Here is a 22,445-nt window from a genome sequence, read left to right as displayed (position 1 = left end):
CCGCTGCGCCCGCCGGGGGCGACGGGTACGGCGGGGCGGCCGGGATGCGGAACGGCCGTCGCCGCCCGGCCGCCCGCCGGGACGCGGACGGTGGCCACCACCCGGAACGGTGGCCACCACCCGGAACGGTGGCCGTGGTATCCGGAACCGCGGCCGCGGTATCCGGAACGCTCCCCTCCCCGTCAATTGCCCGGCGCCGGGCTCTGATCGGCGGTTGCGTGGGGATACTCAGGACATGTCTGCGCACTACGCGACTTTCGGACTGGCGCCCGCGACGCGCGCCGGAGCGGTACTGTCCAACGGCGCGTACGAGGCCCACCGCGACTTCTGGGACTTCATCGTCGACGGCAGACCCCTCCTGCTGCGCCTGGCCGACCTCGACGCGGTCTCCCCGCTCGCCGCCGACCTCGGCCCGTCCCTGTTCACCGCGCACGTGCGGCGGCTGCTCCTGGAGGAGGACGCCCCGCTCGCCGACGGGCGCTACGTCCTCTACGGCTGCCCGGAGTGCGAGGGACTGGAGTGCGGCGCGGTCACCGCCGTCATCGAGCGGGACGGCCCGGACGTCGTCTGGCGCGACTTCGCCTGGCAGACGGGACGGACCGCGGACCTGCGGCGCGACGGCTACCCGGGCCTCGGCCCGTTCCGCTTCCACGGTGCGCAGTACCGGGCCGCGCTGGAACAGCTGCTGTCCGAGGCCGGTCCGGAGCGCGGCGCGGCGGCCTCCCGGCGGGTCCTGCTGGTCGGCCAGCGGGTCGCGTTGCCGGCCCGGCTGGCCGCGGCCCTGCGCGGCACCGGCATCGGCGCGGAGATCACCCGGGACGCGGCGGGCGCCTCGCCGGACGAGTTGCGCTCGTACGGGGCGGTGGCCTTCGGCAGCGCGGTGGGGGAGGCGGAGCGTGCCGCCGTGCGTGCCGCGTTCGCGGCGGCAGGCTCCTCGGCGGTCTTCGTGGACCTGCCGGTGCCGGTCGTCCCGCTGCTCGTCGCCCGCATCGAGCAGGCGCTGGACCGGTGCCCGCAGGACCAGCGGCGCCTGCTGCGGCTGGCCGCGGTCCGCGGCGAGGTCACGGTCGAGACCGCGGTGCCGTGCCGGATCGGCATCACCGCGTACCGGGTGGACCGCCTGTCGCGGACGCGGACGGCGGAGCTGTTCGCCGGACAGATCGAGGCGGGCACGCACCGGCTGGCGGTGGACGCGCGGGCGACGAGGGGGACGGCGTACGTCGTCGCCCGGACGAGCGGAAGTGTGCTGGTCGCGCCGGTGATGGGGGAGTAGGCGGGCGGGACGGCAGGGCAGGTGTCCGCTACGGCTGAATGTGATCTTGACATTCCCGTAACCCGCGCGTTCTGAGGCGTACAAACAGGACCTTAAGCTGGATGTCAGCACCGTCGGCCGATGACGCCCCTCGGACACCCCGCCCGCCCCCACCCGTCCCGGGTACTCCGCGTGCCCTTCCCTTGTGTCAGGCAGTACGTCCAGCTTGGTACGGGTACGTACCTCTATGTCCGCCGCTTACATCCTCGTCATCCGCCGTTCAAGGAGGCCCATGCCCCGCGCTCCGCGCGCCGTGCCCACCTGGCTCACCCACCCCCTGCGCTGGCAGCGGCTGCCCGTGCCCTGGGCCGCCGTGGTCCGCGGAGCCCTGTGCGCGGGCCCGCTGCTCGCCGCGGGGGTGGCCACCGGCCACCCGGCCGCCGGTGTGCTGGCCGGCCTCGGCTCCATGCTCGCGGGCGTCAACGACCGCCCCGGCACCCGCCGCCGCGGCGTCGTGCACATCGGCCTGCCCGCCCTCGCGTCGTCCTTCGGCATGCTGATGGGCGCCACACTCCAGACCGTCGGCGCGGGCTGGTGGGTGGTCCCCGCGCTGTTCGCCGTGGGCTTCGTCTCGGGCGCGGGCAGCGTCGCCGGGCCGGTGCGGTCCAACGCGGGCATGCAGATGCTGGCCAGCACCGTCCTCGGCGCGGGCATGCCGCTGTCCGGCGCCCCGTGGCTCAAGGCCCTCTACCTCCTGGCCGGCTGCCTGTGGCTGCTCCTGCTGCGCCTGGTCTTCCATCCGCCCCGCCCGGTCGGCGGGCCGCTCAGCGGTGAGCGGGCGGCCGTCGCCACCGTCTTCGACGCGCTCGCGGACGCGCTGGAAGCCGTCGGCGGGCCCGGCGCCGAAGCGGCCCGGCGCCGCCTCACCGCCGCCCTCGACCGGGCCGACGAGGCCCTGCGGCTGCGCCGCCTGCTGCGCCGCCGCCCCCGCGCGGACGAACGGCTGCTCGCCGAGCGGCTGGCCGCCGGCACCGCGCTGTGCGAAGCCAGCGTGGCGCTGCTGTGGGAGGCCCAGCCGCTGCCGGACCGGGTCGCCGAGGGCCCGCGCCGCTTCGCCGAAGCGCTGCGCACCGGCCGGCCGCCGGGCCGGCTCCCCGCGCCGGAGACCAGCTCCCCGGCGCGCGGCGCCTTCGACCGCGCCCTCCTGGACGCCGCGGTGGTCTTCGCCCGTACGGAACCGCTGGACGCCGCCGGGGCCGACGGCGGGCCCGCGGCGATCTCCGGAGCCGTACCCGTGCGGACGGGGACGGGGGCGGAGACGGACACGGATACGAGGACGGATGGGCAGGCCGAGTCGCAGCCGAGGGACGTCGAGCGCGGCACGCTCGCCGCGGAACGGCCCGCGCCCCGCCGCCCCTCCCCGCGCAACCGGGCGCGCACGCTCATCGCCCCCCGCGCCCGGCCCGGCCGGAGCCTCCTCGGGCCGGCCGGCCGGGACTACGGCCTGCGGGTCGGCCTGTGCATCGCCGTGAGTGCGGCGGCGGCCCTCGCGCTGCGCGCCGACCACTGGTACTGGCTGCCCGCCACCGTCACCTTCCTCGTCAAGCCCGATCTGGGCCCGCTCTTCTCCCGTACGGTCAACCGCTTCGCCGGGACCGTCGCGGGCGTGCTGGTCTTCGCGGCGGCGGGGGCGCTGCTGGACGGCTGGTGGTGGCCCGCGCTCATCGCCGGCGCGGGTGGCGCGCTGCTGCCGTTCGCCACCCGCCACTTCGCGCTGCAGACCGTCGCGATCACCCTGATGGTGCTGTCGTTCGTGCACGTCAGCGGCGACCCGCAGGCCGCACTGGAGCGGATCGTGGACACCTCGGCCGCCTGCGGCATCGTGCTCGTCGTCGGCCACCTGCCGCGGCTCGCCGACCCGCGCCGCCGCGTCGGCCACCGGGTCACCGCCGCGCTGCGCGCCACCGGCGCGTACCTGGGCGAGGTGCTCAGGACCGAACCGGGGCACGACCGGGGCGAGCGGCTGGTCCTGCGCCGGGAGGCCTACCGGGCGCTCGGCGAGGCCCGCGCGGCGGCCGAGACCGCGGCCGCCGAACTGGTCGCGGCGCGCGGCCGCAACCCCGACTGGCTCACGGTCGTCACCGCCGCCGAACGCATCGTCGACGCGGCGACCGCCTGCGCCGTACGGCTCGACCACGGCGCCCGCCGCCCGACCCGGCAGGAGGCGCACCGGCTCTCCGAGGCGCTCACCGCGATGGCGGACGCGCTGGAGGACCCGGGCCGCCCCGGCCCGCCCGCGCTCGCGGCGCAGATCCCGCCCGTACCGGGCTGCGCGACGCTGACGGACGTGGCCGCCGAGCTGGAACGGATGCGCGGCTTCGCGGGCGCGGCCTGAAACGGTACGGCCTGAGGCGGTACGGCCTGAGACGGCGCCCAGCGGGTAGGCGTGCCGCCGACGGGCGCCGGTACGGCCGCCGCCACCCGCTTGGCACGCCGGGCATGCCGACGTCGCCGGGCCGGTGCCCTACTGGAGGAGCCGGGCGCCACCGCCGCGGCGCCACCGAACCGTCGATTCCAGCGTGAGCCGGGAGCCAGCATGGGTGACATGTCGAAGAACCGCCCCGAACGGGAGCGCAGGGCACAGCGCGCGGCGCAGGAGAACGCCCCCTCCGCACCGGACCGCGGTGCCGGGGAGGCCGCCGGCATCGAAGAGAGCTACCTGTCGCAGGAGGACGGCCGCTGGGTCAGCCACGTCGGGAAGCCGGAGACCGGAAGGCCCCGCAAGGGCCCCGGCCCGGTACCGCGTACGGACACGCCCGAGTGACCTGGACCGAATGACCCGAGTGACCTGGAAGCCCGAGTGACCCGAGTGCCTGAGTGACCGTGCGGCCGGTACCGGTCTGAACCGGTACCGGCCGCACGCTGCTCAGCTTGCTCAGCGCCCGCCGCGCTCCTTGCCCAGGAGGCCGGCCCGGCGCAGGGCGTCGGCCATGGCACCGTTCGCCGGAGCCGCGTCGCGCGAGCCGCCGCGCCGCTCGTTGCCGCCCTGGCGCTGCCGCGGGGTGCCGCCGCGCCGCTGCTGGCCGTCCCGGTCGCCGCGGCCGTCCCGGTCGCCGCGCCGGCCGTCGCGCGGGGCGCCCGTACGCTGTCCGCCGTCGGCCGCGCCGCCGCCCTTGCCGGGCTCGTCGTCGAGGCGCAGCGTCAGCGAGATCCGCTTGCGCGGGATGTCCACGTCCAGCACCTTCACCCGCACGATGTCACCCGGCTTGACCACGTCGCGCGGGTCCTTGACGAAGGTCTTGGACATCGCGGAGACGTGCACCAGACCGTCCTGGTGGACACCGACGTCGACGAACGCCCCGAAGGCGGCCACGTTGGTGACCACGCCCTCCAGGAGCATCCCGGGCTGCAGGTCGCCGATCTTCTCCACGCCCTCCTTGAAGGTGGCCGTCTTGAAGACCGGGCGCGGGTCGCGGCCCGGCTTCTCCAGCTCCTGGAGGATGTCGGTGACGGTCGGCAGCCCGAAGGAGTCGTCCACGAAGTCGGCCGGCTTCAGCGAGCGCAGCACCGCCGTGTTGCCGATCAGCGACGCCACCTCGCCGCCCGCCGTCTTCACCATCCGGCGCACCACCGGGTACGCCTCCGGGTGCACGCTGGACGCGTCGAGCGGGTCCTCGCCGTCGCGGATGCGCAGGAAGCCCGCGCACTGCTCGTACGCCTTCGGGCCGAGCCGCGCCACGTCCTTGAGGGTCTTACGGGCGCGGAACGGGCCGTTGGCGTCGCGGTGCGCGACGATGTTCTCGGCCAGCCCGGAGCTGATGCCGGACACCCGCGACAGCAGCGGTGCCGAGGCGGTGTTGACGTCCACACCGACACCGTTCACACAGTCCTCGACCACCGCGTCCAGCGAACGCGACAGCTTCACCTCGGACAGATCGTGCTGGTACTGACCGACACCGATCGACTTTGGATCGATCTTGACCAGTTCGGCCAGCGGGTCCTGGAGGCGGCGCGCGATCGAGACCGCGCCGCGCAGCGACACGTCCAGCTCCGGCAGTTCCTGCGAGGCGAACGCGGAGGCGGAGTACACCGAAGCGCCCGCCTCGGAGACCATCACCTTGGTCAGCTTCAGCTCGGGCTGCGCCGCGATCAGGTCGGCGGCCAGCTTGTCCGTCTCGCGGGACGCGGTGCCGTTGCCGATGGCGATCAGCTCGACGTCGTGCTCCCGGGCCAGCCGCGCCAGCGTGGCCAGCGCCTGGTCCCACTTCTGCTGCGGGACGTGCGGGTAGATCGTCTCCGTCGCCGCGACCTTGCCCGTCGCGTCCACGACGGCGACCTTCACGCCCGTACGGAAGCCGGGGTCCAGGCCCATCGTGGCGCGGGTGCCGGCCGGCGCGGCCAGCAGCAGGTCGCGCAGGTTGGACGCGAAGACCCGTACCGCCTCGTCCTCGGCGGCCTGCCGCAGCCGCAGCCGCAGATCGATGCCGAGGTGCACGAGGACGCGAGTGCGCCAGGCCCAGCGCACGGTGTCCTTGAGCCACTTGTCGGCGGGACGGCCGCGGTCGGTGATGCCGAACTTGTGGGCGATGGACTGCTCGTACGCCGTGGTGCCCTCGACCGGCTCGGTCTCCGGCTCCAGCGCGAGGTCGAGGATCTCCTCCTTCTCGCCGCGCAGCATCGCCAGGATCCGGTGCGACGGCAGCGCGGTGAAGGGCTCCGCGAAGTCGAAGTAGTCGGCGAACTTCGCACCCGCCTCCTCCTTGCCCTCGCGGACCTTCGCGGCCACCTGACCGCGCGACCACATGCGTTCCCGCAGCTCGCCGATGAGGTCGGCGTCCTCGCTGAACCGCTCGGTGAGGATGGCCCGCGCGCCCTCCAGGGCGGCGGCCGGATCGGCGACGCCCTTGTCCGCGTCCACGAACGCCGCGGCGGCCGCGGCGGGCTCCACCGACGGGTCCTCCAGCAGGCCGTCCGCCAGCGGTTCGAGACCCGCCTCGCGCGCGATCTGCGCCTTGGTGCGCCGCTTGGGCTTGTACGGCAGGTAGATGTCCTCCAGGCGGGCCTTGGACTCCGCGCCGCGGATCTGCGCCTCCAGCGCGGCGTCCAGCTTGCCCTGCGACCGGACGGACTCCAGGATCGCGGTACGCCGCTCCTCCAGCTCCCGCAGGTAGCGCAGCCGTTCCTCCAACGCGCGCAGCTGCGCGTCGTCGAGCATTTCGGTCGCTTCCTTGCGGTACCGGGCGATGAAGGGCACGGTCGAGCCGCCGTCGAGCAGGTCGACCGCGGCCTTCACCTGCCGTTCCCTGACGCCGAGCTCGTCGGCGATCCTCGCTTCGATGGATCCGATGGTCCCGGACGCCCCGTTGGCCTCGGTGGATGCCGTCACGTTGTTTCCTGCCCCGCCTTCCAGCGTTTGCTTGAGCCTGCATTGTGCAGGTTGGCGGGCTTCACTGTCGCGCGACCCGGGCCGCCGCGGCGAGGTGTGAGAAGCCGCACGCACGGGCGAGCGGTCCGTACGGGACGTGTGGATACGTACGGGACGGGCGGGGCGGGACGTACTGCGCAGAGGGGGCCGGCGGGCGGCCGGGACGGGCTCGGTGTCCGGGCGTGTCAGCGCGTGCGGTGGCGGCCCGCAGCCGTCGGTCGGTCGTCGGTGCGGCGCAGCACCACAGTGACGAAGCCCCAGCTGTCCCGGTAGGCGCGCAGCCACTCCGTACGGTGGGCGTCGGCCGCCGCGAGCGCCTCGGCACGGTCGGGGCCGTCGGGCTGGTCCAGCGCCCACGAGGCCAGCGATCCGGTCCAGGACCACTCGTAGTCGTCCAGCTCCCGGCGGGTGCTGACGTGCCCGTGGACGGGGGTCCACCCGGCGGCGGTGACGCGTTCCAGGGTGGTCGGCAGGTCGGCGAAGTCCCCGAGCATCCCGACGGCCTCCGGGGACGGTGTACGTTCCCAGAACCCGTCACCGATCAGGACTTGGCCGCCGGGGGCCAGGTGCCGCCGCGCCGCGGCCAGGGTGGGCCGCAGGCCGCCGAAGGCGTGCGCGGCCCCGACGCTGAGCACCAGGCCGAACGGGTGCGGGGAGCAGAAGTCCGTGACGTCCTCGTGGTGCAGGACGAGCCGGTCCGCGACGCCCTGCCCGACGGCGGCCGCACGGGCGTGTGCCAGGGATTCCGTGGCGACGTCCACGCCCTCGGCCCGCAGCTCCGGCCACCGGGCCAGCGCGCGGAGCAGCCACTCCCCGCCCCCGCACCCGAGGTCGAGCACGCGCTCGTCGCCGTGCGGCAGGGCGTGTTCCAGCAACTGCCGCACCGAGTCGTCGTCGAGCGGCGCCGCGATCGGGTGACCGGTGTGGGCGATCCGGGAGATCCGTTGACGGTCCATCGGCGCAGCCTGGCAGCGGCGGCCCGTCCCGCGCACCTCGTTTTCCGTGGTTTCCGTGGTTTCCGTGTTTTCCGTGCGCGGGACGCCGTACGGGCCCACGGCGGTGGCGGAGCAACTGCCGTACGGTTCCCGTGCGTCGGGCCGGGCGGCTCAGCGCTTGCCGAGGAGCTCCTTGGGGAACGCGCCCGCCGCCACCGCGGCCTGCGTGAAGCCGGTGGCCAGCTCGGTGAGCCGGGCCACGTCCGCCGCGCCCAGGTGCTCGTACGGTGCCAGGTCCAGCCGGTCCGTGGTGTCCTCCAGGTCCGCGCGCAGCCTGGTGCCCGCCTCGGTCAGCGCGCCCGCCTTGTCCAGGATGCCGCGTTCGCGCAGCCCCTCCTCGGCCGCCTCCCACTGCTCCAGCGACCAGCCGCGGGTGGCCAGGAGCCACGAGCGGTCCGCGCCGCGGTCGGTGGCGGTGTGGGTGACCAGTGCTTCCAGGCCGTTCAGCTCGGCGTCCAGCAGCGCCACCAGGTGGCCGTCGCCACGGTGCTCGCGCAGCAGCGTCGCCGCGTGCCAGTAGGCGAGGTGCGGGGCCTCGGGGACCGGGAGGTCGGCGTGCGCGGCGTACAGCGGCCGGGCGTGCCGGGTGCAGCCCTCGGTGGCGCGCAGCGCCAGCCGGGCCGCCTCGGCCATCTCCGGCGACTCCACCACGGCGTCGCCGAGCAGCCGCCGCAGCGTGCTGTCGACCGCCCGCAGCCGCGCGGCCAGCACGTCGGTGGGCGAGACGACGGACCAGACCCGCGGTATGTGCTGGGCGACCAGGTCGTACGCGAAGTTGTAGAAGGTCGCGGTGACGGTGCCGGGGCCCACCGCGCCCATGGCCGCCGCGCGGCTGGCGAAGTAGGCGGTGGCGCGGTCCTCGACGCCGACGGCCGCGAGTTCGGCCGGCAGGTCCGGCGAGAAGTAGACGGTCGAGTGCAGCGGGTTGACGACGTGGTGACAGCGCCGGCCGGCGCGCTCGGGGAGCGAGGTCGTGGAGGTCATGCCCGCAGGTTACCGACCCGTTGGTATGGAGGGGAGGGCAGGCCCGACGGCGCGCCGGTCCGGCACCGCTTCCGGCGGCCGCCGGTGACCGTGAAGGTGGGTTGTTCGTCATTGCCGCCATCACCGTGCCCGCCCAGGATGGGGCCCATGGAACAGCGCGATGTGCTGGTCGTCCTCTTCGAGGGCGTGCAGAGCCTCGATGTCACCGGCCCCCTGGAGGTCTTCGTCCAGGCGGGGCTGCGGGTGCCCGGCGCGTACCCGGTCCGGACCGCCTCGCCCGACGGTGCCCCGGTCCGTACGTCGAGCGGACTGACCGTGCCCCCCGGCCTCCGGCTGTCCGACGCCGCACCGCCGCACACCCTCCTCGTGCCCGGTGGCCGGGGCACCCGGGCGCCCGACCCCGGCTCGTCGACCGGCTGCGCGCGAACGCCCCGCAGGCGCGGCGCAAGGTGGCGGTGTGCACCGGAGCGTTCCTGCTCGCCGCCGCCGGGCTGCTCGATGGGCGCCGGGCGACCACCCACTGGACCCGCTGCGACGCCCTTGCCACGGGCTTCCCGGCCGTACGGGGCGACCCGGAGCCGATCTACTTACGGGACGGCGACGTGGCGACCTCGGCAGGCGTCACCGCCGGCATCGACCTCGCGCCGGCGCTGGTGGAGGAGGACCTGGGGCGTGACCTCGCCCTGGACGTCGCCCGCCACCTGGTCGTCTTCCTGCGCAGACCCGGCAACCAGACGCAGTTCAGCACCCAGCTCGCCGCCCAGACGGCGGACCGGCGCCCGCTGCGCGACGTCCAGCAGTGGATCACCGAGAACCCGGCGGCCGACCTGTCCGTCGAGACGGTCGCCGACCGCGCGGGCCTGTCGCCCCGCCACCGTTCGGCTGACCGGTCCGGCTGCTGTCCGCCGAAGCTCCCCCGCAACGCATGCGTCCCATGCGTCCCATGCACCGAATGTGTCGAAAGGCCCCCATGCAGATCGCAATCCTCCTCTACGACCGCTTCACCGCCCTCGACGCCGTCGGCCCGTACGAAACCCTCAGCCGCATCCCGGACGCCGAGACCGTCCTCGTCGCCGGGCGCACCGGAGAGCACCGCAACGACACCGGCACCCTCGCCCTGACCGCCGACGCGGTCCTGTCCGACGTCACCGCCCCGGACGTGCTCGTCGTGCCCGGCGGCCCCGGCCAGGCCGCGCTGATGGACGACGGTCCGCTGCACGACTGGATCCGCGCCGTGGACACCCGCACCACCTGGACCACCTCCGTCTGCACCGGCTCGCTGATCCTCGCCGCCACCGGGCTCCTCAAGGGCCGCCGCGCCACCTCCCACTGGCTCGCGCTGGACCAGCTGCCGCCCCACGGCGTCGAACCGACCGGCGAACGCGTCGTCTTCGACGGCAAGTACGTGACCGCCGCGGGTGTCTCCTCCGGCATCGACATGGGCCTCGCGCTGGCGGGCCGGATCGCCGGTGACACCCGCGCGCAGGCCATCCAGCTCGGCATCGAGTACGACCCGCGGCCGCCGTACGACGCGGGCTCGCCGGAGAAGGCGCCGGCCGGGGTCACGGCGGCGATGCGGGCCCGGAGCCGGTTCGTCCCGGAGGGCTGACGGCCGGGGCGCAGGCCTCAAGGGCGTCTCAACGGACGGCTCAAGGCGCCTCTGGACCGCCACCCTCCAGCTCCTCCTGCCACAGCAGTTCCGTCAGCCGGCCGATCCCGGCCGCCAGATGCCGCCGGTACGTCGTCATCGGCAGCCGCAGCAATTCCGCGGCGCGCGTCTGGGTGCCGGCCGGGCGCAGATACGTGTGGTGCAGCGCCCGGAACGCCCGGCGGTCCGGCGGCGACTCCTCCAACGCTGTCGCCGCCGCGCGGATCGCCTCCCGCAGAGCCGCCACCCGCTCCCGCGCGCCCGTCCCGTCCACCGCGTCCGCCGCGCACCGCCCGGCCACCAGCCGCGTCTCCAGCAGCGGTGAGTCCCGCAGCCCGTCCGGCCGTGCGAACTCGCGCAGCGCGTCCCGTACGGCCGCCGCGAACGCCTCCCGGTCCAGCACCCGCAAGGGGCCGGACGGCACGGGCGGGGCCACGGCGAACGGGTCCTCGGACCGCTCCCGCTCGGTCAGCATCGCCAGCCACGCCAGCCCCGGCACCCGCCGCCAGTCGTGCACGAACATCCCGAACCGGCGCCCACCGGACGTGAAGTCCGCCGCGGGCAGCCGGGCGAAGTCCACGTACGCGCAGCCCGGCTCCCAGAATTCCGGGTCGGCGAAGGGCAACAGCGTCACGGCGGGCCGGCGGCCGGTGAGGTAGTGGTGCGTCAGCCGCAGCGTGATCAGGGTCTGCACGGGGGAGACGTCCTGGTACTCGTCGCGGCTCATCCAGAACCGGACCAGCAACGCCGTCTCGTCGTCGCGCAGTTCACCGTACGCGTCCAGCCAGCGGCAGGCGGCCCGTACCGCCGGGTCGTCCGGCGCGCCAGGCGGGGGAGCGCCGCCCAGCTCGATCAGCGTGTAGAAGCCCGCCGCCACCCCGTCCGGGCCGCGCACGGTGTACGTCTCGGCCTCCGGGCGCCGCGACCACTCGTGCACCAGCCGCGCCGCCTCGATCCCCTCGTGGATCGCGGCGACCGTGCACGCCTCCACCAGCTCGCCCCCGGTGACCGGCCCCGGCGAGACGGTCAGCCGGTCCAGCCGGGCCGCGCCCGCCGCACCGCGCGCCACCGGCTCCAGCAGCGGACCGACGACGGGGCTGTCCCGGTGCAGGTACGCGAAGTCCGCGAGCACCGCCCGCTGCCGCCCCCGCTCGTCCTCCCGCGTGAACAGCCGCTGGTAGTACGTGCTGGCCCGGTGGTGCAGCGTCGCCCTGCGCTCCGGGTCGCGCCAGCGCAGCTCCGCGTCCAGAGCGTCCCGCACCAGGTCGTGCGGATGCACCCCGCGGGCCCCGCTCTCCACGGCGGACAGCCCGCACAGCCAGTCGAAGTACGGCCGGGCGTCGGGCACGTCCAGCAGCGCGGCCAGCAACGGCTCGGTCGTCGAGAGCACCTGCGAGGACGCTTCCAGTGCCGTACGGTGCAGCGGCGTGGGCACCACTTCCAGCAGGCTGGCCAGCAGCGCCCGTACGACCTGCGGCGACGGCTCGGGCCCGGCCGCCTCGCCGCCGAGCGCGGCGACGTCCGCCACCAGCGCGAGCGCCAGCGGGTGCCCGCGGGTGAAGGCCAGCCCCTGCTCCTGCACGGCGGGCGGGACACCGCGCCGGGTCAGCAGCTCCCGGCTGTCCGCCTCGTCCAGCGCGTCGAGCGGCAGCAGACGCAGCAGCCCCTGCCAGGCCGGGTCCAGACGCCAGGACATCGGCGGCGCCGTCCGGCAGGCCAGCGCGACCAGCGCGTCGGCGGGCAGCCGGGGCAGCAGCTCACGGTGCACGGTCTCGCGCGCGGTCCGCGCGTCGTCCAGGCCGTCGATCAGCAGCACCAGATCCGGCCGGTCCGGAATGCGCTCCGCCAGCTCCTCCTCGTAGGAGCGCACCCCGGACGCCTCCAGCTGGACGACGGCCCGCCCGGCGCGCCCGGCGAGCTGCGCGAAGTGGTGCAGCAGCGTGGTCTTCCCGATGCCGCCGGGGCCGTGCACGTACACCACCGCGCCGCGCCCGGCCGCCAGCAGCTCGCGGAAGGCCGCGGTCTCGGCACGGCGGCCGACGAAGCCCTCTTCGCGCGCCGTCGCGAGCCGGTCGCTCAACCGGTCGGTCACCCGTCAAGTATGTCGCCGAGGTGGCCGGAACGGACCCGCATCGGACAGGAAACGGACATCGGACGGGCTGCCGTCCGGTCGGTTCCCGCCCGTAGCTTCCTGGTGTCGGTCCATCCGGCGACTCAGGGGGCGAAGGCAGATGAACCGCAGGATCACCGCTGTCGTGGGAACGGTGTGCGCCGGGGCCGCGACCGCCGGGCTGGCCCTGTCGGCCGGCGGGCCGGCCGCGGCCGCGCAGTTCCACGGCGGCACGCTGCACCCGGGGGAGCAGCGGTGCGTGCGGCAGTCCGCCCAGCACACGGTACGGGCGGACGGCAAGGCCACCGGCCAGGGCGCGAAGTTCACGCTCCAGTACCAGGGCGCGACCGTACCGGGCACCGGCTCGCCCGGCCCGGTCACCGCGTACGGCGCTGAACTGCGCGACACCTGGGCCGGCCGGCCGGGCGCGGGCGACTACACCGCCTGCGTCACCAACAACGGCACGGCCGACACCGACGTGCGTCTGACGCTCACGACGGACGGCGAGGTGGGATGACCCGTCTCCCCGTGGCCCGTATCACCGCGCCGTCCAGGTGAAACGCGGCGTCCGGCGTTCGAGGAAAGCGGCGACACCCTCCGCGGTGTCGCCGCTTTCACCTGCCTGCGCCTCCCAGTGGGCCACCCGCTCGGCGTCGGCGGGGCCGTCCGCGAACTCCTTCGCCGCGGCCTGCGTCAGCTGCGACCGGCTCGCCAGTACGGCGGTGAAGTCCGCCACCCGCTTGTCCAGCTCCCCCTCGGGCAGCACCTCGTCCAGCAGCCCGGTCCGCAGCGCCCGCGCACAGTCGATCAACTCAGCCGAGAACAACAGGTACTTGGCGGCCGACGGGCCCACCAGGCGCACCAGCCGCCGGGTCGCGGAGGCCGGGTAGACGATCCCCAGCTTCGCGGGCGTCACCCCGAACAGGGCGCCCTCCTCCGCGAACCGCAGGTCGCACGCGGCCGCCAGCTGACAGCCGCCGCCCACGCAGTACCCGCGTATCGCCGCCAGCGTCGGCTTCGGGAACGCCGCGAGCGCCTCCTCCGCGGCCGTCGCCAGCCCCTTCTCCGCCCCCGCCGACCCGCGCAGCGACCCGATGTCCGCACCGGCGCAGAACGTGCCGCCCGCCCCGGTCAGCACCAGCACCCGTACGGCACGGTCCGCCGCCAGCCGCTCCAGCAGCGGCGGCAGCTCCCGCCACATCCCCGTCGTCATGGCGTTGCGCTTGGCGGGGTGGCTGAGGGTGACGGTCGCTGTGCCGCCGCTGACGTTGGTGACGATGCCCGGTTCCATGCCCCGGATATTAGAGCGACGCCCCGGTGGCGGGCCCGATACGATCAGCGGCCTGATGTCTGCAACCGCCGCCACCCTCGTCGCCAAGTCCCTCGCCGCCGGCCACGGCGAGCGCGTCCTGTTCTCCGGCCTCGACCTGGTCGTCGCCCCCGGGGACGTGATCGGCCTGGTCGGCGCCAACGGCGCCGGCAAGTCCACCCTGCTGCGCCTGCTGGCCGGGCTCGACACCCCGGAGGAGGGCCGGCTGACCCTCAGCCCGCCCACCGCCACCGTCGGCCACCTCCCGCAGGAGCCGGACCGCCGCCCGGGGGAGTCCGTACGCGCCTTCCTCGGCCGCCGCACCGGCGTCACGGCCGCCCAGGCCGCCCTGGACGCCGCCACCGAGGCCCTGGTCGAGGAACGGCCGGGTGCCGACGACGCGTACGCCACCGCCCTGGAGCGCTGGCTCTCGCTCGGCGCCGCCGACCTCGACGAACGCGCCGCGGAGACCGCCGGACAGCTCGGCCTGGCCGTCGGCCTCGACCAGCCGATGACCTCCCTGTCCGGCGGCCAGGCCGCCCGCGCCTCCCTCGCCTCGCTGCTGCTCTCCCGCTACGACGTCTTCCTGCTGGACGAGCCCACCAACGACCTCGACCTGGACGGCCTGGCCCGGCTGGAGGAATTCGTCACGGGCCTGCGCGCCGGCACGGTCCTGGTCAGCCACGACCGCGAGTTCCTGACCCGCACGGTCAGCCGCGTCGTCGAACTGGATCACGCGCAGCAGCAGGTCAACACCTACGGCGGCGGCTACGCCGCGTACCTGGAGGAGCGCGAGCGGGCCCGCCGCCACGCCCGCGAGGAGTACGAGGAGTACGCGGACACCAGGGCGGGCCTCGAAGCACGCGCCCACACCCAGCGCAGCTGGATGGAGAAGGGCGTCAAGAACGCCCGGCGCAAGGCCACCGACAACGACAAGATCGGCCGCAAGTTCCGCGCCGAGTCCACCGAGAAGCAGGCCGCCAAGGCCAAGCAGACCCAGCGCATGATCGACCGCCTGGAGGTGGTCGAGGAGCCGCGCAAGGAGTGGGAACTGCGCATGGAGATCGCCGCCGCGCCCCGCGCGGGCGCGGTCGTGGCCACCCTGCGCGGCGCCGAGGTGCGGCGCGGGGACTTCCGCTTCGGCCCGGTGGACCTCCAGATCGACTGGGCCGACCGGGTCGCCGTCACCGGCCCCAACGGCTCCGGCAAGTCCACCCTCCTCGCCGCCCTGCTGGGCCGCCTGCCGCTGGACGCCGGACACGCCACGCTGGGCCCCGGCGTCGTCGTCGGCGAGGTCGACCAGGCCCGCGGCGCCTTCCTCGGCGACGAGCCGCTGGCGGAGGCCTTCCGTACGGCCGTACCGGAGATGTCCCCGGCCGACGTACGGACCCTGCTCGCCAAGTTCGGGCTCAAGGCGGCCCACGTCCTGCGGCCCGCCTCGACGCTCTCCCCGGGCGAGCGGACCCGCGCCGCCCTCGCCCTCCTCCAGGGCCGCGGCGTCAACCTGCTGGTCCTGGACGAGCCGACCAACCACCTCGACCTGCCGGCGATCGAACAGCTGGAGTCCGCGCTCGCCTCCTACCGGGGCACGCTGCTGCTGGTCACCCACGACCGCCGGATGCTGGAGGCGGTGGACACCGGCCGGCGCATCGAGGTCGAGGGCGGGCGGATCGCGGAGCGCGTCGGGTAGGGGCGGCGCCCGGCGATTTGGCGTACGGCCCGGCGCCCCGTAGTGTGGGCATCACCGACGCGGGGTGGAGCAGCTCGGTAGCTCGCTGGGCTCATAACCCAGAGGTCGCAGGTTCAAATCCTGTCCCCGCTACTTCCGCAGCAGGCCCGGTGCTTTCCGTAAGCACCGGGCCTGCTGTCGTGTGTGCGCTGTCTTCCGGCCTCATGTCGCGTGTGCGCTGCCGTCCGGTCCCGAAAGAGGTATACCGGGACAAAGGCGTCAGTGAGGAGGGCCGTGATGCTCGGCAGAAGCAGATCCTCGAAGTCCTCGAAGACCTCGGCGGCCGCGCCGCCGCCGGGGACGCGGGCGGCAGGGGAGCTGAAGCGCAGCTTCGGGCTGCTGGCGGTGCTCGGTGCGATCCTGGTGGTCGCCGGTCTGGTGGGCCTCGTGTACGTCGGTTTCGCGACGCTCACCTCGATGCTGCTCTTCGGGTGGCTGCTGCTGATCGGCGGCCTGGTCGGGCTGCTGCACGCGATCCAGTCGCGGGGCACCAGCTTCTTCTGGCTCGCGGTGATCGTGGCGGCATTGAACATCGCCGCGGGGGTGGTCGTCATCCGGCAGCCGGAGGCGGCCGCGGCCGGCCTGACGATGTTCGCGGCGCTGCTGTTCCTCACCGGCGGTGTCTTCCGGCTCGCCGGCGGCGCGGTCGTGCGGGGGCCGCAGTTCGGCTGGACGCTGGTGCAGGGGGCCTTCGGCGTCCTGCTGGGTGTACTGGTGCTCGGCGACTGGCCGCACAGCAGCCGGTACGTGATCGGCTGCTTCTTCTCCCTCGCCCTGCTCTTCGACGGGCTGGGGCTGATCGCGATGGGCGTCGGGGGGCGGCGGATCGTCGGTATGGTGGCGGGCGGGCGCGGCCCGGGGACGGGTGCACCGGACGCCACCGGGCGCCCACCGGCCTCTTCCGGCAATCCTTGAACAGGAAACAAAAGGTCAGGATCGGTCGCAGGTCTGATCGCCGATTACGGATTCGGTCAGAAGGCGTCGATAGGGGCTGACTTGTGTTCAGCGGGCCGGTCCTGACCGGCTCACGACCAACACTCGGAGGGTGAGGACGCCTTCCGGCCCCCCGGCCGAACCCCCCGAGGAGCTGACCGCCGCGCGCGCGTACGAAGGTGTCTGGCGCTTCACCGCACCGACACTGGAGTCGTCGGTGCCCCAGGCACGCCACGCGGTACGGGACCTGCTCGCCCGGCAGGGCGCGCCCGCGGCCGGCGAGATCCTGGACGCCCTGCTGCTGATCGTCTCCGAACTGGCCACCAACGCCGTGCAGCACGCCGCGCTGCTCTCCCCCGAGATCACCGTCGAGGTCACGGTCGGCGCCGACTGGGTCCGGGTCGCCGTGGAGGACGACCACCCGTACCGCCCCAAGGCCGTCGAGGCGGACGAGAGCGACATCGGCGGGCGCGGCCTGTGGCTGGTCAAGATGCTCACGGCCGAGGCGGGCGGCAAGTGCGACGTCGAGCACACGGCGAGCGGCGGCAAGGCGGTCTGGGCCGAACTGCCGCTCGCCCTGCCGGCGGGCGGGCCTACCAGCCCGCCGCCGGTCCGGTGAGTTCCCGTACGGCGGGCCGGGCCGCGTCCAGCACGGTCATGAACCACGCCGAGAACGGCACCCGCTCATGCCGCTCGGCCAGCTCCTGAGGCGTCACGAACGCGATCTCGCCGACCTCCTCGGGGTCCGGCTCCGGCACGGCCTGCACCAGTCCCACGAACAGGTGGTTGTACTCCTGCTCGACCAGACCGGACTCCGGGTCCGGATGGTTGTAGCGGACCGTACCGGCCTCGCCGAGCAGCGCCGGGGCGACGCCCAGCTCCTCGGCGGTACGCCGGGCCGCCGCGGCGAACGGCGTCTCGCCGGGGTACGGGTGGCCGCAGCAGGTGTTGGACCAGACGCCGGGGGAGTGGTACTTGCCCAGGGCCCGGCGCTGGAGCAGCAGCCGCCCCCGGTCGTCGAAGAGGAAGACCGAGAACGCCCGGTGCAGCAGGCCGGGCGGCTGGTGGGCGGCGAGCTTCTCCTCGGTGCCGATCGTCGTGCCGTCCTCGTCGACAAGCTCCAGCAAGATCGGTTCGGCGGTGCCCTCCGGTGGGTTCACCGCCGTGGTCCCGGCGGTCTGTCCGTTGGCAGGTGTGATCGGCATGCCCATCCTTGTCGTCGGTCTCCTCGCTGCTCAAGTCTGCCCTAGCCGCGCCCGCATCATGGGCACGGTCGCGCCTCGTGCACCGCGAGACCGCCCGGCTCCAGCTGGAAGGTGCAGTGCGCGACGTCGAAGTGCTCGCCCAGGCAGCCGCGCAGGGCGTGCAGCATCCTCTCCTGGCCCGCGGTGTCCAGCACGTCCGGTGCGACGACCACGTGGGCCGAGAGCACCGGCATCCCGGACGTGATCGTCCAGGCGTGCAGATCGTGGACGTCCTCGACGCCCGGCAGCGCCAGCAGATGCGCCCGTACCTCTGTCATGTCCACTCCCTTGGGGGCGGACTCCAGCAGCACGTCCAGGGACTCGCGGAAGAGCTTCCAGGTACGCGGGACGATCATCAGTCCGATCGCGACGGACGCGATCGGGTCGGCCGCCGCCCAGCCCGTGACCGTGACCAGCAGGGCCGCCACGACGACCGCCACCGACCCCAGCGCGTCCGCCGCCACCTCCAGGAACGCGCCACGCACATTGAGGCTGTCGCGCTGCCCGCGCATCAGCAGGGACAGCGACACCAGGTTCGCCACCAGGCCGACGGCGCCGAAGACCATGGTCGTACCGCCCTCGATCCCGACCGGCTCGAAGAACCGCGGCACGGCCGTGACCAGCACATACCCGCCGACGCCGAACAGCAGCAGGGCGTTGGCCACCGCCGCGAGGATCTCGGCGCGGGCGAGGCCGAAGGTGCGCTGCGGCGACGGCGGCCGGTTCGCGCAGCGGATCGCGATCAGCGCCATCGTCAGGCCCACCACGTCCGTGGCCATGTGGCCCGCGTCGGCGAGCAGTGCCAGCGAGCCGGTGACCGCACTGCCGATGATCTCGGCGATCATCACGGTCGAGGTCAGCGCCAGCGCCCCGCGCAGCCGGCCGCGGTACGCCGCGGCCGCCGTGCCGGCTCCCGCACCGCCCGCCGCCGGCCGGCCGGTTCCGTGATCGTGTCCTGCGCCCATGCCGTACGCCTCCCGTCCGAGATGCCGCCTGCACACCGCCCGGCCGAAGCCGTCGGCTCTAGCAGTGAACTACGGGTGGGGGGTATGTGGCAACGCGAAGCTGAACACCGTTATCACTGCTCTGACCTGCGAGTTCGTCCCTGCTGTGGTGCTGGAAGTACACCCTTGCCGGTTCGGTTTCCGCGCGGTCTTCCGCACGCCCGGCATTGCCGCATTCACCGTGCGCCGTCACTCGCTATCTATTACGGCCGGATGAGGGTTTGGCGTGCCGCGTGAGGAGTGTTTCTGCCGACGCAAGCACAGTGCCGTCAGAAACCGGACGCACACCGTTCCCGCGTGCTAGTGTCGATCTCAGTTGCAGTTGTGGTTCCCAAAAACTTCACCGCTTGCGCCGTTGTTCAGCTACGGTAAGCGTTTCGATTTCCGGATGCTTTCCGGGCGGGGCATCATCGCGGCGACCCGGTGTCCGTGGATCGCGGGTGCCGGCGTACTGCCCCACGAGGAGGCATGACATGGCGTCCGGCACTGTGAAGTGGTTCAACGCGGCCAAGGGGTTCGGTTTCATCGAGCAGGACGGGGGAGGCGCCGACGTGTTCGCCCACTTCTCGAACATCGCCGCCGAGGGCTTCCGTGAGCTGCTCGAAGGCCAGCGGGTCACGTTCGACATCGCACCGAGCCAGAAGGGTCCGACGGCCGAGAACATCGTTCCCGCCTGACGCCGACGCACATCGGAGCCGGGGCCCGCATCCATCGGGGTGCGGGCCTCAGTCGCAGACATTCTCCTCAGTGATGCCACCTGTGGGACGAATCGCCCCCAGCCCTTCTCCAGAAGGTGTACGCCTTTTCCGGGCCGCACCTGTCGACGTCCGGGATCTCGCGCCCATATGACGTCACCGATTCATTTTCTGCACCTGTATCGAATTCATTGCATGACAGCTTCGCTGTTGCATTACATTTCGGCCCGTTCTTGCGATTCCCTGCGCTGTACTTCCGCTGCGGGAATTCCTTGATACGTGCCGTATCAAGGAAGGTTCCCCGATGAACCCCACGCGTACGAACGACCGCACCTCCCGCCCCCGCCGCACCGGCGGCCACGGTCGGCGGACCGCCGCGCCCTCGGGCGAGTTCGCCCTGCCGAAGACGGTCACTCCCGCACTGCCCGCGGTCGAGGCGTTCGCCGACCTCGACATGCCCGCCCAGCTGCTGGCCGCGCTGACCGCGCAGGGCGTGAGCGTCCCGTTCCCGATCCAGGGGGCGACCCTGCCCGACACTCTCGCGGGCCGTGACGCCCTGGGGCGCGGACGCACCGGATCCGGCAAGACCCTCGCCTTCGGCCTGGCCCTGCTGGCCCGCACCGCCGGCCGGCGCGCCGAGCCCCGCCGGCCGCTGGCCCTGGTCCTCGTCCCGACGCGTGAGCTGGCCCAGCAGGTGACCGACGCGCTCGCCCCCTACGCCCGCTCGGTGCAGCTGCGCCTGGCCACCGTCGTCGGCGGAGTGTCGATCGGCAGGCAGGCCAACGCGCTGCGGGGCGGCGCCGAAGTCGTCGTCGCCACGCCGGGCCGGCTCAAGGACCTCATCGACCGCGGTGACTGCCGGCTCGACCAGGTCGCGACCACCGTCCTGGACGAGGCCGACCAGATGGCCGACATGGGCTTCATGCCCCAGGTCACCGCACTCCTGGACCAGGTCCGCCCCGAAGGCCAGCGGATGCTGTTCTCCGCCACCCTCGACCGCAACGTCGACCTTCTGGTCCGCCGCTACCTCACCGACCCGGTCGTCCACTCCGTCGACCCGTCCGCCGGTGCGGTCACCACGATGGAGCACCACGTACTGCACGTGCAGGGCGCGGACAAGAACCGTACGACCACCGAGATCGCGGCCCGCGACGGCCGGGTGATCATGTTCCTGGACACCAAGCACGCCGTCGACAAGCTCACCACGCACCTGCTGAACAGTGGGGTACGGGCAGCCGCACTGCACGGCGGCAAGACCCAGCCCCAGCGCACCCGGACCCTGACGCAGTTCAAGACCGGGCACGTCACCGTGCTCGTCGCCACGAACGTCGCCGCCCGCGGCATCCACGTCGACAACCTCGATCTGGTCGTCAACATCGACCCGCCGACCGACCACAAGGACTACCTCCACCGCGGCGGCCGCACCGCGCGGGCCGGCGAGTCGGGCAGGGTCGTCACCCTCGTCACCCCCGGCCAGCGCCGCGGCATGAACCGTCTCCTGACCGCCGCCGGGATCGTGCCCCGGACCACTCAGATCCGTATCGGCGAAGAGGCGCTGAGCCGGATCACCGGTGCCCGGACGCCCTCCGGCGTCCCCGTCACGATCACCGCGCCGGTGCCCGGGCGACGCAAGCGCAGCGCCTCCTCACGGGGCCGGCGCAGCCCGGCCTCGGCTGCCCTGCGCGGGTCGGCGCGGCAGACCTCCTTCGACGCGGCGGCGGCCTAGGAACCTCATGATCAGGAAACTGACCCACCACTGCAGGAGGCACCTTTTGACGCTGGTCCAGATGCAGCCCCGCTCGACGAACGTCACCACCGCACACCAGACCGCGGCGGACGCCATGGACGCAGGCGCATTGCAGGTCTGCGACGACATGACCATCGAAGTCGCTCTGTCCGTCATGGCCGGCGCCCGCACCGGGCACCTGGTCGTCTGCGACATCGACGGCCCGTGCACCCAACTGGTCACCCAGGCCCAGCTCACCGCGGTCCGCGACAGTCCCGCGTACACCGACCGGGTCCGGCTGCGCGACATCTTCGGCGGCAGCGGGCCGCTCACCTCGCCCGTGGTCACGGGCGCCGTGGCCGAGCACGCAGGGCCGGGCCGTCGGCTCGCCGCGGTGCGGGTCGCCGAAGACCAGGGCAGCGTCCGGGGCGTCCTCGCTCTTGCCCACTGAACCGCCTCACCGGCGGTGGAACCCCATCCCCTTCTTCTCCCTGTGAGGCATCATGCGCTGTGTCATCGCCCGCTTCCCGTTCGACCTCACCAAGAGCGGCGTCCTGGAATCCATGAAGGGCGTCAAGCCCGAACAGGTCGACGGTGAGTCCGTGATCATCGGCCGCCGCACCTACCCGGTCAAGCAGGTCGGTCAGGTCATCACGCGCCAGGACCGCCGCGATTTCAGCGCCGGTGAGGTTGTCCGGGCCATGACTCGGCTCGGCTTCACCTGCTCCGGCCTCCCCCAGACCGCCGAGCCCGAGGGCGCCCTCACCCCGTTGCAGCGGGCTTCCGCGGAGCTCGGCGCCCCTGCCGCCGTCTGACCGACGGGCAGACGCGAGCCGCCACCGGAACATGAGTGAGGGTCCGGCCGGCAGGTGCCGGCCGGACCCTCGCCGCGTGCCGTGCGGTCCGTCAGCGCGCGGCGTTGTTCGTCACTGGTCGGAATAGCTGAAGTCGCCCACGGTCCACGCGCTGACGTCATCGATCGCCACGCGGTACATCCCGCCCGTCTCCGGGATCCCCACCGTGCCCTGCAGAATCCGTGCCACATGGAAGTGCAGATGTGTGGGCGCCTTCTCCTCACACGTCGTGGCGGTGAAGGCGGCAGAGAACTCGTGGAGGCGGGCCGAGTCCGTCAGGACCTCGGACACCCGTTGCCTCCAGACTGCTTCGGGAGCCAGCCGTCCCGTGATGACAGCACCACCGGCTACCACAGTCAGAATCATCTGGTTGCTCTGCCCGGACTCCACCAAGGCCGCGACATCGACAAGCAGCTCATCAGGCTTCGACATGAGGAGCGATTCTAATCAACGCCGCTCGGTCCGCCTGAGCGGCGGGGCTGGTGCGACGTACAAGATCGAGCTCGCGGACGAGGACGGCGCGGACCGTCGCCCGCC

Annotated in this window: 20 protein-coding genes, 1 tRNA gene and 1 pseudogene; 14 read left to right on the top strand and 8 right to left on the bottom strand. The window is 73.5% G+C overall.

All coding sequences use genetic code 11. The features are described 5' to 3' along the window. Positions 1-235: 235 nt before the first annotated feature. From JXZ78_RS24335 to JXZ78_RS24325, 3 genes are all read left to right on the top strand, one after another. Positions 236-1,273 (top strand): oxidoreductase, encoded by a 1,038-nt coding sequence (locus JXZ78_RS24335; RefSeq protein WP_238783341.1) that lies wholly within the window; start codon positions 236-238, stop codon positions 1,271-1,273. Between the two features lie 271 nt (positions 1,274-1,544). Next, on the top strand, positions 1,545-3,647 hold the full coding sequence (locus tag JXZ78_RS24330) for an FUSC family protein (protein WP_033039623.1): 2,103 nt from the start codon (positions 1,545-1,547) through the stop codon (positions 3,645-3,647). A 210-nt stretch (positions 3,648-3,857) separates the two neighbouring features. Further along, on the top strand, positions 3,858-4,076 hold the full coding sequence (locus JXZ78_RS24325; RefSeq protein ID WP_157851727.1) for a hypothetical protein: 219 nt from the start codon (positions 3,858-3,860) through the stop codon (positions 4,074-4,076). A 111-nt stretch (positions 4,077-4,187) separates the two neighbouring features. On the opposite strand, the gene JXZ78_RS24320 is transcribed toward JXZ78_RS24325, so the two are convergent. The 3 genes from JXZ78_RS24320 to JXZ78_RS24310 form a co-directional block, all read right to left on the bottom strand. Continuing rightward, positions 4,188-6,638, bottom strand: a complete 2,451-nt coding sequence (locus JXZ78_RS24320) for a Tex family protein (RefSeq protein ID WP_030023822.1) — start codon at positions 6,636-6,638, stop codon at positions 4,188-4,190. A 224-nt stretch (positions 6,639-6,862) separates the two neighbouring features. Next, complete coding sequence (locus JXZ78_RS24315; RefSeq protein WP_030023823.1) at positions 6,863-7,633, bottom strand: SAM-dependent methyltransferase; 771 nt, start codon at positions 7,631-7,633, stop codon at positions 6,863-6,865. Between the two features lie 150 nt (positions 7,634-7,783). Next, positions 7,784-8,656, bottom strand: coding sequence for an SCO6745 family protein (locus tag JXZ78_RS24310; protein WP_030023824.1), 873 nt, complete (start codon positions 8,654-8,656; stop codon positions 7,784-7,786). Positions 8,657-8,803: 147 nt separating this feature from the next. On the opposite strand from JXZ78_RS24310, the pseudogene JXZ78_RS24305 reads away from it, so the two are divergent. Next, positions 8,804-9,531 (top strand): annotated as a pseudogene (locus JXZ78_RS24305) (GlxA family transcriptional regulator); the annotation flags it as partial. Positions 9,532-9,626: 95 nt separating this feature from the next. Continuing rightward, on the top strand, positions 9,627-10,265 hold the full coding sequence (locus JXZ78_RS24300) for a DJ-1/PfpI family protein (protein WP_030023826.1): 639 nt from the start codon (positions 9,627-9,629) through the stop codon (positions 10,263-10,265). Between the two features lie 40 nt (positions 10,266-10,305). On the opposite strand, the gene JXZ78_RS24295 is transcribed toward JXZ78_RS24300, so the two are convergent. Then, positions 10,306-12,396 carry an ATP-binding protein gene (locus JXZ78_RS24295; RefSeq protein WP_030023828.1) on the bottom strand — a complete coding sequence of 697 codons (2,091 nt, stop codon included), beginning with the start codon at positions 12,394-12,396 and terminating at the stop codon, positions 10,306-10,308. 139 nt (positions 12,397-12,535) lie between these two features. On the opposite strand from JXZ78_RS24295, the gene JXZ78_RS24290 reads away from it, so the two are divergent. Further along, positions 12,536-12,931 carry a hypothetical protein gene (locus JXZ78_RS24290; RefSeq protein ID WP_030023829.1) on the top strand — a complete coding sequence of 132 codons (396 nt, stop codon included), beginning with the start codon at positions 12,536-12,538 and terminating at the stop codon, positions 12,929-12,931. Between the two features lie 21 nt (positions 12,932-12,952). Here JXZ78_RS24290 and JXZ78_RS24285 read toward each other — a convergent pair whose 3' ends face one another. Continuing rightward, complete coding sequence (locus JXZ78_RS24285) at positions 12,953-13,705, bottom strand: enoyl-CoA hydratase/isomerase family protein (RefSeq protein ID WP_030023830.1); 753 nt, start codon at positions 13,703-13,705, stop codon at positions 12,953-12,955. Positions 13,706-13,760: 55 nt separating this feature from the next. Here JXZ78_RS24285 and JXZ78_RS24280 point away from each other — a divergent pair, with 55 nt between their 5' ends. The 4 genes from JXZ78_RS24280 (at position 13,761) to JXZ78_RS24265 (ending at position 17,004) form a co-directional block, all read left to right on the top strand. Further along, positions 13,761-15,413 (top strand): ABC-F family ATP-binding cassette domain-containing protein, encoded by a 1,653-nt coding sequence (locus tag JXZ78_RS24280; protein WP_030023831.1) that lies wholly within the window; start codon positions 13,761-13,763, stop codon positions 15,411-15,413. A gap of 58 nt (positions 15,414-15,471) precedes the next feature. Then, a tRNA-Met gene (locus tag JXZ78_RS24275) sits at positions 15,472-15,545 on the top strand. Positions 15,546-15,689: 144 nt separating this feature from the next. Further along, complete coding sequence (locus JXZ78_RS24270; RefSeq protein WP_078624603.1) at positions 15,690-16,367, top strand: HdeD family acid-resistance protein; 678 nt, start codon at positions 15,690-15,692, stop codon at positions 16,365-16,367. Between the two features lie 130 nt (positions 16,368-16,497). Continuing rightward, complete coding sequence (locus tag JXZ78_RS24265; RefSeq protein WP_030023833.1) at positions 16,498-17,004, top strand: ATP-binding protein; 507 nt, start codon at positions 16,498-16,500, stop codon at positions 17,002-17,004. Here the strand turns inward: JXZ78_RS24265 and idi are convergent. Both idi and JXZ78_RS24255 read right to left on the bottom strand, forming a co-directional pair. Further along, positions 16,979-17,590 carry an isopentenyl-diphosphate Delta-isomerase gene (idi, locus tag JXZ78_RS24260; RefSeq protein ID WP_030023834.1) on the bottom strand — a complete coding sequence of 204 codons (612 nt, stop codon included), beginning with the start codon at positions 17,588-17,590 and terminating at the stop codon, positions 16,979-16,981. The genes JXZ78_RS24265 and idi overlap by 26 nt on opposite strands. A 56-nt stretch (positions 17,591-17,646) precedes the next feature. Continuing rightward, positions 17,647-18,594: a cation diffusion facilitator family transporter gene (locus JXZ78_RS24255; RefSeq protein ID WP_030023836.1), complete on the bottom strand. Its 948-nt coding sequence runs from the start codon at positions 18,592-18,594 to the stop codon at positions 17,647-17,649. 512 nt (positions 18,595-19,106) lie between these two features. Here JXZ78_RS24255 and JXZ78_RS24250 point away from each other — a divergent pair. The 4 genes from JXZ78_RS24250 (at position 19,107) to JXZ78_RS24235 (ending at position 21,869) form a co-directional block, all read left to right on the top strand. Then, a complete protein-coding gene (locus JXZ78_RS24250) occupies positions 19,107-19,310 on the top strand; it encodes a cold-shock protein (protein ID WP_030023837.1) in 204 nt (67 codons plus the stop codon). Positions 19,311-19,632: 322 nt separating this feature from the next. Next, entirely contained in the window at positions 19,633-21,054 is a 1,422-nt protein-coding gene (locus tag JXZ78_RS24245; protein WP_030023838.1) for a DEAD/DEAH box helicase, read from the top strand. Between the two features lie 46 nt (positions 21,055-21,100). After that, positions 21,101-21,505 carry a hypothetical protein gene (locus JXZ78_RS24240; protein ID WP_030023839.1) on the top strand — a complete coding sequence of 135 codons (405 nt, stop codon included), beginning with the start codon at positions 21,101-21,103 and terminating at the stop codon, positions 21,503-21,505. Between the two features lie 52 nt (positions 21,506-21,557). Continuing rightward, on the top strand, positions 21,558-21,869 hold the full coding sequence (locus JXZ78_RS24235; protein WP_030023840.1) for an SCO5918 family protein: 312 nt from the start codon (positions 21,558-21,560) through the stop codon (positions 21,867-21,869). A 111-nt stretch (positions 21,870-21,980) separates the two neighbouring features. Here the strand turns inward: JXZ78_RS24235 and JXZ78_RS24230 are convergent, their stop codons facing one another. Beyond that, on the bottom strand, positions 21,981-22,340 hold the full coding sequence (locus JXZ78_RS24230) for a hypothetical protein (protein ID WP_030023841.1): 360 nt from the start codon (positions 22,338-22,340) through the stop codon (positions 21,981-21,983). Between the last annotated feature and the right edge of the window lie 105 nt (positions 22,341-22,445).

The organism is Streptomyces monomycini (assembly GCF_022271435.1).
Lineage (GTDB): Bacteria > Actinomycetota > Actinomycetes > Streptomycetales > Streptomycetaceae > Streptomyces > Streptomyces monomycini.
Note: the sequence above shows the minus strand (reverse complement) of the source record. Positions and strands in the feature narration are given on the sequence as shown.

What these genes read in the sequence shown, in the direction of transcription:
- JXZ78_RS24335 (WP_238783341.1), top strand. Translation starts at nt 236, where the DNA reads ATGTCTGCGCACTACGCGACTTTCGGACTGGCGCCCGCGACGCGCGCC.
- JXZ78_RS24330 (WP_033039623.1), top strand. Translation starts at nt 1,545, where the DNA reads ATGCCCCGCGCTCCGCGCGCCGTGCCCACCTGGCTCACCCACCCCCTG.
- JXZ78_RS24325 (WP_157851727.1), top strand. Translation starts at nt 3,858, where the DNA reads ATGTCGAAGAACCGCCCCGAACGGGAGCGCAGGGCACAGCGCGCGGCG.
- JXZ78_RS24315 (WP_030023823.1), bottom strand. Translation starts at nt 7,633, where the DNA reads ATGGACCGTCAACGGATCTCCCGGATCGCCCACACCGGTCACCCGATC.
- JXZ78_RS24310 (WP_030023824.1), bottom strand. Translation starts at nt 8,656, where the DNA reads ATGACCTCCACGACCTCGCTCCCCGAGCGCGCCGGCCGGCGCTGTCAC.
- JXZ78_RS24300 (WP_030023826.1), top strand. Translation starts at nt 9,627, where the DNA reads ATGCAGATCGCAATCCTCCTCTACGACCGCTTCACCGCCCTCGACGCC.
- JXZ78_RS24290 (WP_030023829.1), top strand. Translation starts at nt 12,536, where the DNA reads ATGAACCGCAGGATCACCGCTGTCGTGGGAACGGTGTGCGCCGGGGCC.
- JXZ78_RS24285 (WP_030023830.1), bottom strand. Translation starts at nt 13,705, where the DNA reads ATGGAACCGGGCATCGTCACCAACGTCAGCGGCGGCACAGCGACCGTC.
- JXZ78_RS24280 (WP_030023831.1), top strand. Translation starts at nt 13,761, where the DNA reads ATGTCTGCAACCGCCGCCACCCTCGTCGCCAAGTCCCTCGCCGCCGGC.
- JXZ78_RS24270 (WP_078624603.1), top strand. Translation starts at nt 15,690, where the DNA reads ATGCTCGGCAGAAGCAGATCCTCGAAGTCCTCGAAGACCTCGGCGGCC.
- idi (WP_030023834.1), bottom strand. Translation starts at nt 17,590, where the DNA reads ATGCCGATCACACCTGCCAACGGACAGACCGCCGGGACCACGGCGGTG.
- JXZ78_RS24255 (WP_030023836.1), bottom strand. Translation starts at nt 18,594, where the DNA reads ATGGGCGCAGGACACGATCACGGAACCGGCCGGCCGGCGGCGGGCGGT.
- JXZ78_RS24250 (WP_030023837.1), top strand. Translation starts at nt 19,107, where the DNA reads ATGGCGTCCGGCACTGTGAAGTGGTTCAACGCGGCCAAGGGGTTCGGT.
- JXZ78_RS24245 (WP_030023838.1), top strand. Translation starts at nt 19,633, where the DNA reads ATGAACCCCACGCGTACGAACGACCGCACCTCCCGCCCCCGCCGCACC.
- JXZ78_RS24235 (WP_030023840.1), top strand. Translation starts at nt 21,558, where the DNA reads ATGCGCTGTGTCATCGCCCGCTTCCCGTTCGACCTCACCAAGAGCGGC.
- JXZ78_RS24230 (WP_030023841.1), bottom strand. Translation starts at nt 22,340, where the DNA reads ATGTCGAAGCCTGATGAGCTGCTTGTCGATGTCGCGGCCTTGGTGGAG.